Origin of the sequence: Rhodococcus aetherivorans (assembly GCF_025722975.1) — a bacterium.
GTDB classification, from domain to species: Bacteria; Actinomycetota; Actinomycetes; order Mycobacteriales; family Mycobacteriaceae; genus Rhodococcus; species Rhodococcus aetherivorans.
The window spans coordinates 3,017,786-3,032,460 of record NZ_CP106982.1; the positions used below are offsets into that span (position 1 = coordinate 3,017,786).

The window sequence follows — 14,675 nt, forward strand, 5'->3', positions numbered from 1 at the left end:
GCGATCGTCGCGGCCGACCGGCCGGCAGACGCGCTTCGGCGAATACAGCAAGACCGGTCCTTCTCGAGTGTCCACGCCCCGAACTGCCAATGTAACCGATAATTAGTCACGCTAATCATATTCTGGCACCCATACACGTGAGAATGTGGAAGTGCCCAGCCAGCTGCGTGAACGCGCGTTGCGGCTGCATCGGGAGTCCGAGCCGAAGCCAGTGATCCGGCGGCTGGTCGAGACGTTGAATGCACGTCGGTTGCCTGGCGACCCTTCTTCGCTGGTGGTTTGACAGATGAGCCGTGTTTTGGCAGCGAGGGGCGGCCGGGCGTGGTCGAATCGGGGCCATGCCTCTCACCGGAGAATACGAACCGAGTCCGTCCCAGTGGGCCGCCGACCAGGTGGCGCTGTACGAGAGTTCCGGCGGTACCGAGGGTACTACCCTGAACGGCCGGCCCGTCGTCGTGCTGACCAGCCGCGGAGCGAGGACCGGCAAGCTGCGCAAGACCCCGCTGATGCGGGTCGAGCACGACGGCGTCTACGCGGTGGTCGCCTCCCTCGGCGGTGCCCCGAAGCATCCGGTCTGGTACTACAACGTCCTGGCGGACCCGCACGTCGAACTGCGTGACGGGCCGACGGTCCGGGACATGACCGCCCGCGAGGTCCACGGCGAGGAGAAGGATCTGTGGTGGCGGCGCGCGGTCGAGGCCTTCCCCGATTACGCGGAGTACCAGAAGAAGACGGACCGGGAGATCCCGCTCCTGATCCTGGAACCGCGCTGACGCGCGAGCGCGGGAGCCGGGTGTGGCCGGCGGGGTGACGAAACCCGCGTTGGGGGTTCCGGGCGGGCAGTGGCAGCATAGGTAGGTGACCACTACCTCGCGAGCCGCCGATCCGATGCACCTGCCCGCCCTGAGCGTGGCCGACATCGAGGCCGCGGCGGAGCGAATTTCGGCGGTGGTCGCGCCCACCCCGCTCGAGCACAGCGAGCGGCTCTCCGTCCTCACCGGCGCGAACGTCTATCTCAAGCGCGAGGACCTCACCCGCGTCCGCTCCTACAAGCTGCGCGGCGCATACAACGTCATGGCGCAGCTCTCTCCCGCCGAACGCGAGGCGGGTGTGGTGACGGCCAGCGCCGGCAATCACGCGCAGGGTGTGGCCTACGCCTGCCGGGCGATGGGGGTGATGGGCCGGATCTACGTGCCCACCCGGACCCCGAAGCAGAAGCGGGACCGCATCCGTGCGCACGGCGGTGCCTTCGTCGAACTCATCCCCACGGGCGACACGTTCGACGCGGCGGCGGCCGCCGCCGCCGAGGACGTCGCGCGTACCGGCGCGACGATGGTCGCGCCGTTCGACGACGCGCGCACCGCGGCGGGGCAGGGGACCATCGCCCGCGAGGTGCTCGAGCAGCTGCCCGCGGCGCCGGACCTGGTGCTGGTTCCGGTCGGCGGTGGCGGTTGTCTGGCCGGCATCGCGGCGTACCTGCACGAGAAGTCGCCGTCCACCTCCATCGTCGGGGTGGAACCGGCCGGCGCGGCGTCGATGACCGCGGCCCTCGTCGCGGGCGGACCGGTGACCCTGCCCGAGGTGGATCCGTTCGTCGACGGTGCCGCCGTCAAGCGGGTCGGCGACGTGCCGTACGCGGTGGTCTCCCGGCTCGGCGCCGAGATCGTCTCCCACGCGAACCTGCCGCTGGTCGCGGCGCTCCGCAACGACGGTCTGGGCACCGGGCCGTTCGGGATGACCCAGGTCGACGAGGGTGCAGTGTGCACCGCGATGCTGGATCTGTACCAGAACGAGGGCATCATCGCCGAGCCCGCGGGCGCGCTGTCCGTCGCTGCTCTCGAGGGGTTGACCATCGCGCCGGGCTCGACGGTGGTGTGCCTGATCTCGGGGGGCAACAACGACGTCTCCCGCTACGGGGAAATCATCGAGCGCTCCCTCGTGCACCGCGGCCTCAAGCACTACTTCCTGGTGGACTTCCCCCAGGAGCCGGGTGCGTTGCGGCGGTTCCTCGACGAGGTGCTCGGACCCGACGACGACATCACGCTGTTCGAGTACGTCAAGCGCAACAACCGGGAATTCGGGGCGGCGCTGGTCGGCATCGAACTCGGGGCGGCGGACGGCCTGTCGCCGCTGCTGGCGCGCATGTCGGCCTCGCCGATCGAGGCGCAGCGGCTCGAGCCGGGCTCGCCGGCCTACCGTTATCTCACCTGAGCCGCACGGGATTCCCGGCGGGGGAGGTGTGTTGTCCCCGCCGGGCCCGCCCGTCCGGTGTGTGCCGGCGCCCGTGAACCGCGTGCGCCGCCCGGGTGATTCCGATCGGTGCGGGTGTGGCGGCGGTTCCGGCGATCAGGGGTGTGCGGAGCCGAGCAGGCGGGCGACCACCTGTCTGTGCAGTTCCGGATCGGGCTTCGGGAGGCCGAGCATCGCACCGAGGTAGATGCCGTCGCCCACGAGGCGCACGATCTCGGCGGTGACGGGATCGTCGATCTCGGCGCGCAGGCCCTCGTCCCACGAGCGCATCACCTCGACCACCGCGCGCTGCACGTCGTCGTGCTGGCCGTCGGCACTGCGCAGCGCCGCCACCGTGGACCGGAACAGGGCCATCTCCGCGGCGTCGCCGGTCTCGTCCGGATCGGCGAGATACCACTCCGCGACCGGGGTGCCGCCGGCGACGGCATCGGCGAGCCGGGCGTCGCCCCGTTCGCCGAGGCGCCGCACCATCGCGGCGAGCATCGACTCCTTGGTCGGAAAGTGGTACAGCAGGCCGCCTTTCGAGACGCCCGCGGCGGCCGCGACGCCCTCGAGCGTCACCTGGGCGACCCCCACGTCGACGAGGGTGCGTTCGAGGGCGTCGAGGATGCGGTCGCGGGTGTCGGAGGCCATGGGCCGATTCTACCGATTGTCTTTGTACCGTCCGGACGGTCGGTGCTACCGTATTTCTGTACCGGCTGGACGGTTCAGTGTGGAGGGAAGACGGATGACGAACACCGGGCAGATGCCGGGGCTCCGCCCGGCGGACGCGGGGACCGGGCCTGCGCCCGCGGGTGTGCGCACCTGGGCGGGGCTGGTGGTACTCGCCTGTGCCGTGTTGCTGATCGCGGTCGACGCGACCGTTCTCGACCTCGCCCTGCCCTTCCTCAGTGCCGATCTGGCCCCGAGCGGGGTGCAGCTGCTGTGGATCATCGACGTGTACTCGTTCGCCGTCGCCGGCCTGCTCGTGACGATGGGCGTGCTCGGCGACCGCGTCGGCCGTCGCCGGCTCCTGCTGGTCGGCGCCGTCGGCTTCGCCGCGGCCTCGGCCGTCGCGGCGTGGGCGGTGAGCCCCGAGATGCTGATCCTGGCGCGTGCACTGCAGGGAATCTCCGGCGCCACCCTCATGCCCGCGACCCTGGGGCTCATCCGGCACATGTTCACCGACCCGCGGGAGCGGACCGTCGCCATCGGCGTGTGGGGCGCGATGGCCGGCGGCGGCGCCGCGCTCGGCCCGCTCGTGGGCGGCTGGCTGCTCGAACACTTCTGGTGGGGGTCGGTCTTCCTGATCAACCTGCCGATCATGGCGGTGCTCGTCCTCGCCGGGCCGTTCCTCGTCCCGGAATCGCGGGATCCGCACCCGGGCCGCTTCGACCTGCCGGGGGCCGCGCTGTCGCTGCTGGCCGTGGTTCCGATCGTCTACGCGGTCAAGGAAACGGCGCTGCACGGCCCGCATGCCGCCGCGCTGGTCGCGCTGGGCGGCGGTCTGACGGCCGCCGCGGCGTTCGTGCACCGTCAGCGGGTCGCGAAGAACCCGCTGCTCGATCTCACTCTGTTCCGGCGGCGCGAGTTCTCCGCGGCCGTACTGACGAATCTGCTGGCGATCTTCGCCCTCGCCGGGGTGCTGTTCTTCGGGTCGCAGTATCTGCAGCTGGTGCTCGGGATCGGACCACTACAGGCGGGTCTGCTGATGCTCCCCGGGACCGCGACCAGCGCTCTGTCCTCGCTCGGAGCGGCATGGCTCGTGCGGCGCCTGCCCGTCGGGACCGTCCTGTCGGGTGCTCTGGCCATCGCGGCCGTGGGTGCGGCGATGTTGCTGGCTCTCGGCACCACCCACGGGGCGGGGTTGTTCGTCGTCGGCTTCACCCTCATCGGCGTGGGGGTCGGCGTCGCGCTGACCCTCACCACCGACCTGGTGGTCGGGGCCGCCCCGGCGGACCGGGCCGGCGCCGCGTCGGCGGTGTCGGAGACGGCGTACGAACTCGGTGTCGCGCTGGGGGTGGCAGTGCTCGGCAGCGTCGTCACGGCCGTCTACCGTTCCCGGCTCGGGATTCCGAGCTCCGGCCACGAGTTCGACACCCTCGGCGGCGCGGTGGCCGCGGCCGGACGACTCCCGGCGGCGGAGGCCGAGGCCCTGCTCGAGTCGGCGCGGGACGCGTTCGTCGCCGGCACGCACGGGGCCGCGGCCGCCACGGCGGTGATCCTGGCGGCCACCGCCGCGCTGACCCTGCGCATGCTCCGCCGGCGGTGATCCTGTGCGCCTCCGGCTGCGGTGACCCTGCGCGGCCTACGGCCTGCGGTGACCCTGCGCGGCCTCAGACCCGCGGTGTGACGGCAGAGTCGAGCACGACGAACGAGTGCCCCGGCACGAGCGTCGCGGACCCGGTCCGGTTGACCACAACCGGCTCCCACCACACCAGGGGAGCACCACCGAAGGGCACGGTCACCGGGTCGGGCCCGAGGTTGCACGCCACATGAAGGCCGCCGCGGTGCATCACGATCCAGCGCTCGTCCTCGTCGTAGTCGACGTGCAGGTGCTCGAGCCACGGATCGGTCAGCTCGGCGCGTTCGCGGCGCAGCGCCAGCAGCTGCCGGTAGCAGTCGAGCACCCGCGCGTGGCCGGGCTCGGCGCGCTCGGCCCAGTTCAGGGTCGACCGCCGGAACGTCTCCGGATCCTGAGGGTCGGGCACGTCCTCGGCGTCCCATCCGTGCTCGGAGAACTCGCGCCGGCGTCCCTCGGCGGTGGCCCGGGCCAGCTCGGGTTCCGGGTGGGAGGTGAAGTACTGGAACGGTGAACTCGCGTCCCACTCCTCGCCCATGAACAACATCGGCGTGAAGGGGGAGGTGAGCACCAGCGCGGCCTTGACGGCGAGCTGACCGTGGTCGAGGTAGTGACCGGGCCGGTCGCCGATCGCCCGGTTGCCCACCTGGTCGTGGGTGCACGTGTAGGCGAGCAGGGCGCTCGCCGGGATGCGCCCGACGTCGAGCGGGCGCCCGTGCGTGCGCCCGCGGAAGCTCGAATAGGTCCCGGCGTGGAAGAACCCGTGCCGCAGGGTGCGGGCGAGACAGTCGAGCGAACCGAAATCGCCGTAGTAGCCCTGTCGTTCGCCGGAGACGGCGGCGTGCACGGCGTGGTGGATGTCGTCGTCCCACTGCGCCTGCAGGCCGTAGCCGCCGGCGGCGCGGGGCGAGATCGTCTTCGGATCGTTCAGGTCGCTCTCGGCGATCAGGCTCAGCGGCCGGCCGAGGTGCGCGGACATCCGGTACGTCGCGACGGCCAGTTCCTCGAGCACGTGCACGGCGGTGTGGTCGACCAGTGCGTGCACCGCGTCCAGGCGCAGCCCGTCGATATGGAAGTCCCGCATCCACCGCAGGGCATTGTCGAGGATGTAGCGGCGCACCTCGCCGGAGTCCGGCCCGTCGAGGTTGACCGATGCGCCCCACGTGCCCTGCCCGCCGGACAGGTACGGGCCGTAGCGGTCCAGGTAGTTGCCGGACGGTCCGAGATGGTTGTAGACCACGTCCAGGATCACCCCGAGGCCGCGGGCGTGGGCGGCGTCCACGAAGCGCTGCAGGCCGTCCGGGCCGCCGTACGGCTCGTGCACCGCATACCAGAGCACCCCGTCGTAGCCCCAGCCGCGGGTGCCGTTGTAGGCGTTGACCGGCATCAGCTCGACGAGGTCCACCCCGAGCTCGACGAGGTCGTCGAGGCGGTCGACGGCCGCGTCGAAGGTGCCACCATCGGTGAAGGTGCCCACGTGCAGCTCGTAGACCACTCCGCCGGCGAGTTGCCGACCGGTCCAGGACGCGTCGGTCCAGGCGCTCTCGTCGAGCGAGTGCAGCTGGGACAGGCCGTGCACGCCGTCGGGTTGCCGCGGCGAGCGCGGGTCGGGCAGCACGGTCTCGTCGTCGTCGAGGACGTACCCGTAGCGGGCACCGGGGGAGGCGTCGACCTCGGCGCGCCACCAGCCGTCGTCGTCCCGGCGCATGGGGTGGTCCGTGCCGTCGACGCGGAGCCGGACGGATTGCGGGGTCGGAGCCCAGACCTCGAAGGTATGCACCCGACCAGCATGCCCGGTCGTCGTCGCGCCTGCAGGCCTCCGAAATCTGTTGCAGTTTCGATGCAACCGATGCTGATACGCTGAGATCGATGTCCCAGCATGCCAAGAGGACCTACAGTTCGCCGCTGCGCGAGGAGGCCGCGCGCCGTACCCGGGCGACCGTCGTCGACGCTGCCGCCCGGCTCTTCGTCGATCGCGGGTACGTCAGCACCACGGTCAAGCAGATCGCGGAGACGGCCGGGGTCGCCGTGCGAACCGTCTTCACGGCGTTCCCCGGCGGCAAGTCCGAACTGTTCCGGGAGGCGCTCGACGCCGCGGTCGCGGGCGGGTCCGCGGACTCGGCCGGCGACGATCCGGCTCCGGCCGAGCGTTCGCGCCCGGGGCGGGTCGCCTCCGGCCCGGCGGGATCGGACGCCGAACGCATCGTCGAGCAGGTGGTCCGTTACGGCGCGGACCTGCTCGAGCGGGCCGGCGGGCTGCTGATGACCTCGGTCGAGTCGTCGGGCGCGGACCCGGACATGCGCCGGTTCGCCGACGAGGACGCCCGCGCCACCGCGGACAACGCGCGCACGATCGCGGTCGGGCTGCACCGGCACGGGCTGCTGCGCGACGACGTGAGCGTCGATCACGCGGCACACGTGCTCTACACGCTGGGTTCTCCGCAGGTGCATGCGCTGCTGCGCCGCGACTGCGGCTGGGACGTGGACGAGTACCGGGCGTGGCTCACGGCGACCCTGCGGGCGACGCTGCTGCGCTGAGCCGGTGCCGCCTCCTCACGGCCAGGCCGCCGGGGCCGGGACGCGCACCGCCCGCGGGGTGGTCCCGAAGCGGGCACGGAACGCCGTCCCGAACGCGCCGAGCGATCCGAAGCCGGAGGCGAACGCGATGTCGCCCACGGCGACCGCGCTCCAGCGTGGGTCCTCGAGGCGGCTGCGGGCGCGGTCCAGCCGCCGGTTGCGGAGCAGTTCGGCGGGCGTGGTGCCGGCCGTCCGCAACGCGAGCTGGAGCTGCCGCAGCGACCAGCCCAGGTCGCGCGCGATCGACGCCGGTGTCAGGTCAGGATCGTCCGAACGTTCGTCGACGTAGGCCCGGGCGGCCGCGGCCACCGCCTCCAGGCCGCCCGGGCGGATGCCGTCGCGCAGGTCGGCCAGGGCGACGGCCACGAGTTCGATCACCCGCGCGCTGATCGTGACGAATGCGGGACCGGACAACGACTTCCGTTCCCGGGCCAGCGCCCGCGTCATCGTCTCCGCCACCGACGCGACGCCGCGGCGCAGGTCGAGCACGCTCGGCCCGTCGGCGACGGCACGGTCGGGCAGGCACCCTTCGGGCACGGTGAGCACCCACGCCCGGGTCTGCGCGCGATGGAGGAGCTCGAAGGGGCGGGCCATCGACACGAGGGCCGCGCGGCCGACCGGCACCGGCAGCGTGACCCCGTCGTGCGCGACGGTGAGGGTGCCGGATTTCGGCACGAACAGTCGCATGCTCCGGTCGTCGTCCGCCCGGACGTGCCGCGCGGTCCGCGCGTAGGTGATCCGATCGGACCAGAACTCGACGAGCTGGTGATTCCCGCAGCGCTGCACGTGCGTGGCGCCGGCGAAGTCGGCCGGCGACCGCTCGCCCGGAGCGGGGAAGAAGTAGTCCAGGGTGCCGTGGTTGAACCGCACGTGGTCGGTCCAGAACTCGGCGCGGTCGCGCCGCGGCACGCGGCGGGTCGTCGTGAACTGCACCTGGTAGTCCGCTGTCACCGTGACCTCCTCACCGGCCGTGCGCGGGACGGGCAGGGTCCTGCGCGGATCGACGAGTGCTGCGACCGGACCGCTCCCTACGCTCGTCGGCAGTGTAGTGACGAGCGCCACAGCGCGGTGCGGTGGCCCGGATCCAGGAGGTTTCTCATGCTTCGAGCATCGGTCAACGGGACGGAACTCGCCTTCGTCGACGTCGGTCCGCGCGACGGGGTGCCGATCGTGTTCAGCCACTCGCTCTTCTTCGATCACACGATGTTCGACGCGCTCGTGCAGAAATTCGCCGACGACGGGTACCGGGTGGTCGCCTACGACCATCGTGGGCAGGGTGAGAGCGCCCCGGCGGCGCGGGACGAACTGGCGGTCGACGTTCTCGCCGAGGACGCCGCGGCCCTGATCGAGCATCTCGATCTCGCACCCTGTCACGTCGTCGGGAACTCCCTCGGCGGATTCGTCGCGCTGCGGCTCGCCGCGCGACGGCCCGAACTGCTCCGCACGGCCGCCGCACTCGGCTCGTCGGCGGAGGAGGAGTACAAGCTCGACGAGTTCGCTCCGCTGGTCGGCCACCTCACCGAGCACGGCACGGCCGACGTCGTCGACACGATCATGTACATCATGTTCGGCGATTCGAGCCTCGCTCAGGAGAGCGCGATGACGAGCACCTGGCGCGCGGCGATCGCCCGGCTCGGGCCGCGCATCGGAGACGCGGCCCACGGCGTCATCCACCGCGGACGGATCGTCGAGGAGCTGGCCGGCTGCCGCGTGCCGGTCCTCGCCGTCGCCGGCCGCGAGGACCACGCCTACCCGCCGCCGATCTCGTCGGTGAACATCGCCGACGCCGCGGGAGGCCGGCACGTCACGGTCGATGCCGCGGGGCACTCCGTGGCGCTCGAGCAACCGGACGAGGTCGCGAGGCATCTCTCGGAGCACTTCGCCCCGGCCGGGCGGGACCGATCCGGCGGGTGACGGCGCGCCGCGGCAGCCGGGGTGGCGCCCCAGCGTGCGCCGCGGAGACCGGCGCACCGGATATGTGGAATCCACGGCCTACGGAAAAATGGAATTTACCGAACCAGGTCCGCGCGGTTCCTCGCGTCCGAGAATTGCACCGAAGACGGGGCGCCCTCCCGGCGCGGGCGCACCGCGGCGGGCACGGGCTCGGGAACGACCGCCCGGAACGGGCCGCATCCGGAAGAGGTCGCCGCGGGCGTGTACCGGCTCGGGGCCGGCCGCGGCCTGACCGAGGCCAACGTCTACCTCGTGCGGTCGGGGCACACACCGGGGCACCTCGCGTTGTTCCGCAGGTCCGGCCGGGTGGCGATCACCGGCGGCGCCGTGCTGACGGTCGACGTGAGCTCGCTGCCCCGGCCTGCTGCGCCGCAGGCGCGGGACGTCCGGTCCGCCCCGCCTCACCACCTGGAACCGGGCCTACGCGCGCGAATCGATGTCCCGGATCGCGGGGCTCGCGCCCCGGGTCGTCGCGAGTGGCCACAACCGGCCGCTGCACGTCCCCGAGACCGCCGGGCCGGCGGAATCGTGAGGGGTCCCGGCGGTGGGGCGCTCGAATGTGTTTCGGATCATATTCCGCCGGATATCCGAGACAGTGGGTCGGGACGTCGAGGCAGGGAAGGAGGAAATCGGTCATGTGGAACTTCCGACCTGAGTTCAACTGGTTCATGCATCTGTTCCGCGACCTGTTCGGCTGGTTGAGCTGAGACAGGGCCTCACCGTCCGCGCCCCGCCCGGGGGCGGACGGTGACATACGTCGCCTCGACGGCGACGGGGACCGCGAACCCACGACGTTGCCCGAGAGGACCCCATGAGTCACGCCAGTTTCGCGTCCCGGGTCGGTGCCACTCGCGACAAGCTGTTCGACCTGGCCCGCGAGATCGCCGCGATCGTGGAGGCCGCCGAGGCACTCGACCGGGAGTCCCTGCCGCTCGCCGACGAGATCGCCGTGACCGGGCTCGTCGACGCTCTCACCGACGTGAGCGGGCACCTCGACGCGGCGACGGAGCCGCTCGGCGAGGCCGTCTGGTTCTCGCGTCATCTGCCCGGACCGTTCGGCTGACGCTCGCGCCCGAGGATTACGCGGCCGGAAACCGGGTATGTCGTCGGGGCCGAGGCGCTGCTCTCGGCACCGTTCCCGCACCGCCGACACCAGGAGCGCACGTGAGTACCCAGAACCCCGGACCTCAGCCGGAAGACACCCCCGGCCTCGACGCCGGCGGGGGAGTGCAGCCCGGGGACACGCCGCCCGATGCCGGACAGACCTCCGGTCTGTCGCATCCCCAACCCAACCCGAGCCGGGTGATGCCCGTCTTCGCGATCCTGCTCATCGCGTTGATCGTGCTCGGAGTGGCGGCGTTCTTCGTGGCGCGCGCGTTCGCCCTCTTCGACTGAGTACGCCGAACGACCGAACCGCGCCCGCCAGGTCAGCCGAGAGCGTCGACGTAGAGCCAACGGCCGTCCTCGCGGACGAACCGGCTGTGTTCGTGCAGCACGTCCGCGTGACCGCCGAACCTGTAGTGGGCGCGGAACTCGACCGTTCCCTCCGTGTGCAGGAACCCGCCGCCGCTCGTGCGCAGCACCTCGAGCCCGGTCCACCGCTGCGCCGGATCGAGGTCCAGCCGCACCGGGCGAGTCCCGGGGTGCCACGTGCGGCGCAGATACGCCTCGTCGCCCACCGCGAAGGCGGTGTACCGCGAACGCATCAGCTGTTCGGCGGTGGGCGCGTGCCCGCCGGCGAGGAACGGCCCGCAGCATTCGCCGTACGGCAGGCCCCGGCCGCACGGGCAGGGTGTGGTGGGGCCGGGTCGGGGGGCGCGCTCGCGTGGACTCACCGGCACATTATCGCCACGGCCGGGATCGGGCGGTGGTGCCGGCCGTGGCACGATCGAACCTCGGGACGAGCGCGGCCGGAGGAACGGTGGGGCATGGTCGAATCTGCCGACACACAGGCATGGGAGCAGGGCAGTCCCGGCACCGCGCTGCGGCACAGCTTCGCGGCCGTCCCGGTTGCCGGGCCGGACGACACGGTTGCCGGGGTGCTCGACCGGATGCGGGAGCACAGTTTCGACAGCGCCGCCGTCGTCGCCGTGCTCGCCGGTGAGGTGCTCGTCGGTCTCGTCACGATCGAACGGCTGCTGGCAGCCCCCGGCACCACCCGGATGAGCGACGTGATGGATCCGGATCCGCCGGTGGTGCGTCCGGACACCGCGCAGGAACGGGCCGCGTGGAAGGCTGTTCAGCACGGTGAACCCGGCCTCGCCGTCGTGGACGGCCGCGGCCGGTTCCGCGGTCTCATCGCGCCCCAGCAGCTGCTCGCCGTGCTGCTGCACGAGCACGACCAGGACATGGCCCGGCTCGGCGGCTTCGTGCACTCGGTGGACGCGGCACGGGCCTCGAGCGTCGAGGGAATCCGTCGACGCCTGTGGCACCGGCTGCCGTGGCTCGTCGTCGGTCTGGTCGGGGCCATGGTCTCGGCCCGCCTGATGCAGGTCTTCGAGGCCGAGCTCGACGCCGACCTCGCCGTCGCCTACTTCGTGCCGGGCATCGTGTACCTGGCGGACGCGGTCGGTACGCAGACCGAGGCGCTGGTCATCCGCGGGTTCTCGGTGGGTGTGGGGATCCGCCGGATCGTGCGCCGCGAGGTGCTGACCGGCCTGTCGGTGGGGGCGCTGCTGGGTGCGACGATGCTGCCGGCGGTGCTGCTCATGACGGGAAACCGGGATCTCGCGGTCGCCGTGGCATCGGCCGTGCTGGCCGCCAGCACCATCGCGACCACCGTCGCGATGGTCCTGCCGTGGGCACTGCAACGGCTGGGCAAGGACCCGGCGTTCGGGTCCGGCCCGCTCGCCACGGTGATCCAGGACCTGCTCTCCATCGTCATCTACTTCGTGGCGGTGACGCTTCTGCTCGGCTGAGGGGTGGGGTGTTCCCCACCCCAGGGGTCCTTGGGGAACAAGGCGTTCCCGAGCCACGATGGGGCGACCGACCGCCAATCCCGTGGAGGCCCCGTGACCGTAACGTCGGAAACGTTCACCCCGAACCCCACCGCCCTCGCCGGCACGGCCGAACTGGATCACGTGTTCGACGAGATCGACCGGGTCGACGCCGAGATCGTCGCCGCGATCCGGCGCCGGACCGGTCTCGCGCACCACGCCGGCCGGCTGCGCCGCGCCGGTCACGGAACGGTGCCGGCGCACACGCGTCGCGAGATGGCGGTGCTCGCGCGGTTCACCGCGGCACTGGGGCGGGACGGTTCGGCGCTGGCGGCGACGCTGCTGCGGTTGGGACGCGACCCCCTTGCCGACGCTGCAACCTACGGGCAGGATTGAGTCCGCGCCCTGGAGGTTGTGATGAGCGTCGTCACCGAATCGCGTCTGTCGTATGTCGACAAGCAGGGGCGGCAGCATCGGTTCGAGCTGTCGCCGGAGTCGCCGCGCGTCACCATCGGCCGTGCTCCGAGCTCCGACGTGGCGTTCACCGGCGACAACGAGGTCTCCCGCCTGCACGCCGTCGTGGAGTGGATCGGCACCCACTGGACCATCCTCGACGACGGGCTCTCCCGCAACGGCACGTTCCTCAACGGGGAACGCATCACCGGACGCCGCCGCCTGCGGGAGGGCGACAGCATCCGGATCGGCTCGATCCGACTGACCTTCCAGGAGATCGGTGCCGGACCGGACGAGGCGACCCGCGTCGCGTCGGAGCTGCCGACGGTGCGTTCGCTCACGGAGACGCAACGCGGAATCCTGCTCGCGCTGTGCCGGCCCTACAAGCACGGCGCCGCGTTCGCCACCCCCGCCTCCAACCAGGACATCGCCACCGAGCTGTTCCTCAGCGTCGACGCCGTCAAGACGCATCTGCGGGCGCTGTTCGCGAAGTTCGGTGTCGAGGATCTGCCGCAGAACCAGAAGCGGGTCCGGCTCGCCGAGCTCGCATTGCACAGCGGCGTCATCACCGAACGCGACCTCTGACCTGCGGCTCACCCCACCCGCTGCAGCAACCTGCCGAGGGCCCGCGCGACCTCCGCGGGGCGGTCGGCGATCACCGAGTGCCCGGCGCCGTCGACCCGCACCAGCTCGGCGCGCGGCAGCCGCGCTGCGAGACCGGCGGACAGCTCGAACGGGGTCCACTCGTCCGCCGACCCGCACAGCACGAGCGCGGGGACCGCGGCGAGCACCGCCAACGCGGCGGATTCGTCGAGCACGGCGAACGATCGCAGGAACGCCGCCATCGTCACCACCGGCGTGTCGTTCGCGAGCACCGCCAGCAGGGCCGCCCACCGGGAACCGGGGGCGCGTCGCTGCGCCGCCCGTCTCAGCGGCCGCACCGCCCGTCCGCCCAGGTGCAGCGCGTGCTGCACGGCGCCGGGTGCGTGCTGCACCGCGCGGTGGAACAACTCGACCGCGGGGCTCTCGAGGTACCGCCCGAGCCCCGACCGGCCGAGATCACCGGCGGCGGTGCCGATCAGGCAGATCCCGGCGACCCGGGTGCCGATCTCGTGCGGATGTTGACGGGCGTAGGACAGGATCGTCATGCCGCCCATCGAGTGGCCGACCAGCACCACCGGACCGGCGGAGACCGCGCGCAGCACCGCCGCGAGATCGCGCCCGAGCTGCTCGACGGTGTACGTCTCCGGCCCGGCGGTGCCGGACGCGCCGTGACCGCGGTGGTCGAAGAACACCATCCGCAGCGTCGCTCCGCGGCGCCGGAGCAGCGAATCCCGAAGAGGCGACCAGGTTTCCGTGCGGCCGCAGTGCCCGTGGACGAACACGGCGGTGAGCGGTGCGCCGGCCGCGCCGATCTCGTGGACCGCGAGCGGCACGCCGTCGTCGGCGATCACCGTATGGCGGCGTACGAGACGCTCGGTGCGGAGGGTGGACATGCGGACAAGGATCCGCCGGATGCCGGTGCCGGGCGAGCAACCCCGGTGGTGGTGGATTTCACCTCAGGGGGCCACTTCTGCACCCTGGGTGGTGGACAATCGCGTCATGGATGCGCAGCGGTATGTCGGCGTGGTCGGGCCCGCGGAGGCCACGGCCGAACAACGCCGGATCGCCCGTCAGGTCGGCGGGCTGCTCGCGGCGCGACGCGCCGTCGTCGTGACCGGGGGACTGGGCGGGGTGATGGCCGCGGCATCGCGCGGAGCCGCGGAGGCCGGCGGCACCACCCTCGGCCTGCTGCCCGGCGACGACCGCGCGGAGGCCAACCCGTACCTCACCGTGTCGATCCCGACCGGTCTCGGCGAGATGCGCAACGCCCTGCTGGTACGCACCTGCGAGGCGCTCATCGCGGTCGGCGGCAGCTGGGGCACGCTCAGCGAGATCGCGCTCGCCGTCCGCACCGGCGTCCCGGTGATCTCGATCGGGGGGTGGCCGCTGCCCGCCGCCGGGGTGCTCGCCGTGACCTCCGCCGGGGACGCCGTCGACGCCATCCACGACCTGTTGTGGCGGCGCGATCCCACCGCGGGCTGGACCGGCTGAGGAGTTCTCGCACCCGAGGGTGATTCTCGACCACCCCTGCGGGTGCCGCGCCCACCGCTGGGGTCGGTATCGGCACCGGGGTCTGCGGACGACCGTGGAAGCAGCACAGTCCACCGGTCGTCAGGAGTACC

At 72.0% G+C, this 14,675-nt stretch carries 16 protein-coding genes; 11 read left to right on the forward strand and 5 right to left on the reverse strand.

The window, feature by feature from the left end:
* The first annotated feature begins 338 nt into the window (after nt 1-338).
* The gene (locus OCS65_RS13720) at nt 339-773 is read left to right on the forward strand and encodes a nitroreductase family deazaflavin-dependent oxidoreductase (protein WP_006943762.1); all 435 of its coding nucleotides are present in this window, start codon (nt 339-341) and stop codon (nt 771-773) included.
* Nucleotides 774-888: 115 nt separating this feature from the next.
* Nucleotides 889-2,211, forward strand: coding sequence for a threonine ammonia-lyase IlvA (gene ilvA, locus OCS65_RS13725; RefSeq protein WP_065922499.1), 1,323 nt, complete (start codon nt 889-891; stop codon nt 2,209-2,211).
* Nucleotides 2,212-2,346: 135 nt separating this feature from the next.
* Here ilvA and OCS65_RS13730 read toward each other — a convergent pair whose 3' ends face one another.
* Nucleotides 2,347-2,883 carry a TetR/AcrR family transcriptional regulator gene (locus OCS65_RS13730; protein ID WP_006943765.1) on the reverse strand — a complete coding sequence of 179 codons (537 nt, stop codon included), beginning with the start codon at nt 2,881-2,883 and terminating at the stop codon, nt 2,347-2,349.
* 94 nt (nt 2,884-2,977) lie between these two features.
* On the opposite strand from OCS65_RS13730, the gene OCS65_RS13735 reads away from it, so the two are divergent.
* The gene (locus OCS65_RS13735; protein WP_084648620.1) at nt 2,978-4,501 is read left to right on the forward strand and encodes an MFS transporter; all 1,524 of its coding nucleotides are present in this window, start codon (nt 2,978-2,980) and stop codon (nt 4,499-4,501) included.
* Between the two features lie 64 nt (nt 4,502-4,565).
* Here OCS65_RS13735 and treZ read toward each other — a convergent pair whose 3' ends face one another.
* Complete coding sequence (gene treZ, locus OCS65_RS13740) at nt 4,566-6,377, reverse strand: malto-oligosyltrehalose trehalohydrolase (protein ID WP_081705045.1); 1,812 nt, start codon at nt 6,375-6,377, stop codon at nt 4,566-4,568.
* A 23-nt stretch (nt 6,378-6,400) separates the two neighbouring features.
* Between treZ and OCS65_RS13745 the strand changes: the two genes are divergently transcribed.
* The gene (locus tag OCS65_RS13745) at nt 6,401-7,069 is read left to right on the forward strand and encodes a TetR/AcrR family transcriptional regulator (protein WP_006943771.1); all 669 of its coding nucleotides are present in this window, start codon (nt 6,401-6,403) and stop codon (nt 7,067-7,069) included.
* Nucleotides 7,070-7,084: 15 nt separating this feature from the next.
* Here the strand turns inward: OCS65_RS13745 and OCS65_RS13750 are convergent, their stop codons facing one another.
* Nucleotides 7,085-8,059, reverse strand: coding sequence for an AraC family transcriptional regulator (locus OCS65_RS13750; protein WP_263510349.1), 975 nt, complete (start codon nt 8,057-8,059; stop codon nt 7,085-7,087).
* Between the two features lie 117 nt (nt 8,060-8,176).
* On the opposite strand from OCS65_RS13750, the gene OCS65_RS13755 reads away from it, so the two are divergent.
* From OCS65_RS13755 to OCS65_RS13765, 3 genes are all read left to right on the forward strand, one after another.
* Nucleotides 8,177-9,022 carry an alpha/beta fold hydrolase gene (locus OCS65_RS13755; protein WP_232334182.1) on the forward strand — a complete coding sequence of 282 codons (846 nt, stop codon included), beginning with the start codon at nt 8,177-8,179 and terminating at the stop codon, nt 9,020-9,022.
* 850 nt (nt 9,023-9,872) lie between these two features.
* The gene (locus OCS65_RS13760) at nt 9,873-10,124 is read left to right on the forward strand and encodes a hypothetical protein (protein ID WP_006943779.1); all 252 of its coding nucleotides are present in this window, start codon (nt 9,873-9,875) and stop codon (nt 10,122-10,124) included.
* Nucleotides 10,125-10,225: 101 nt separating this feature from the next.
* Complete coding sequence (locus OCS65_RS13765) at nt 10,226-10,456, forward strand: DUF6480 family protein (RefSeq protein WP_006943781.1); 231 nt, start codon at nt 10,226-10,228, stop codon at nt 10,454-10,456.
* A 32-nt stretch (nt 10,457-10,488) separates the two neighbouring features.
* Here OCS65_RS13765 and OCS65_RS13770 read toward each other — a convergent pair whose 3' ends face one another.
* Complete coding sequence (locus OCS65_RS13770; protein ID WP_082120248.1) at nt 10,489-10,896, reverse strand: YchJ family protein; 408 nt, start codon at nt 10,894-10,896, stop codon at nt 10,489-10,491.
* 93 nt (nt 10,897-10,989) lie between these two features.
* Between OCS65_RS13770 and OCS65_RS13775 the strand changes: the two genes are divergently transcribed.
* From OCS65_RS13775 to OCS65_RS13785, 3 genes are all read left to right on the forward strand, one after another.
* On the forward strand, nt 10,990-11,979 hold the full coding sequence (locus OCS65_RS13775) for a magnesium transporter (RefSeq protein WP_029544134.1): 990 nt from the start codon (nt 10,990-10,992) through the stop codon (nt 11,977-11,979).
* Between the two features lie 93 nt (nt 11,980-12,072).
* Nucleotides 12,073-12,393, forward strand: coding sequence for a chorismate mutase (locus tag OCS65_RS13780; RefSeq protein WP_006943785.1), 321 nt, complete (start codon nt 12,073-12,075; stop codon nt 12,391-12,393).
* A 21-nt stretch (nt 12,394-12,414) separates the two neighbouring features.
* The gene (locus OCS65_RS13785; RefSeq protein WP_006943787.1) at nt 12,415-13,035 is read left to right on the forward strand and encodes an FHA domain-containing protein; all 621 of its coding nucleotides are present in this window, start codon (nt 12,415-12,417) and stop codon (nt 13,033-13,035) included.
* Between the two features lie 8 nt (nt 13,036-13,043).
* On the opposite strand, the gene OCS65_RS13790 is transcribed toward OCS65_RS13785, so the two are convergent.
* On the reverse strand, nt 13,044-13,946 hold the full coding sequence (locus tag OCS65_RS13790) for an alpha/beta fold hydrolase (protein ID WP_029544132.1): 903 nt from the start codon (nt 13,944-13,946) through the stop codon (nt 13,044-13,046).
* 106 nt (nt 13,947-14,052) lie between these two features.
* Here OCS65_RS13790 and OCS65_RS13795 point away from each other — a divergent pair, with 106 nt between their 5' ends.
* Nucleotides 14,053-14,544 carry a TIGR00725 family protein gene (locus tag OCS65_RS13795; RefSeq protein WP_029544130.1) on the forward strand — a complete coding sequence of 164 codons (492 nt, stop codon included), beginning with the start codon at nt 14,053-14,055 and terminating at the stop codon, nt 14,542-14,544.
* The last annotated feature ends 131 nt before the right edge of the window (nt 14,545-14,675 follow it).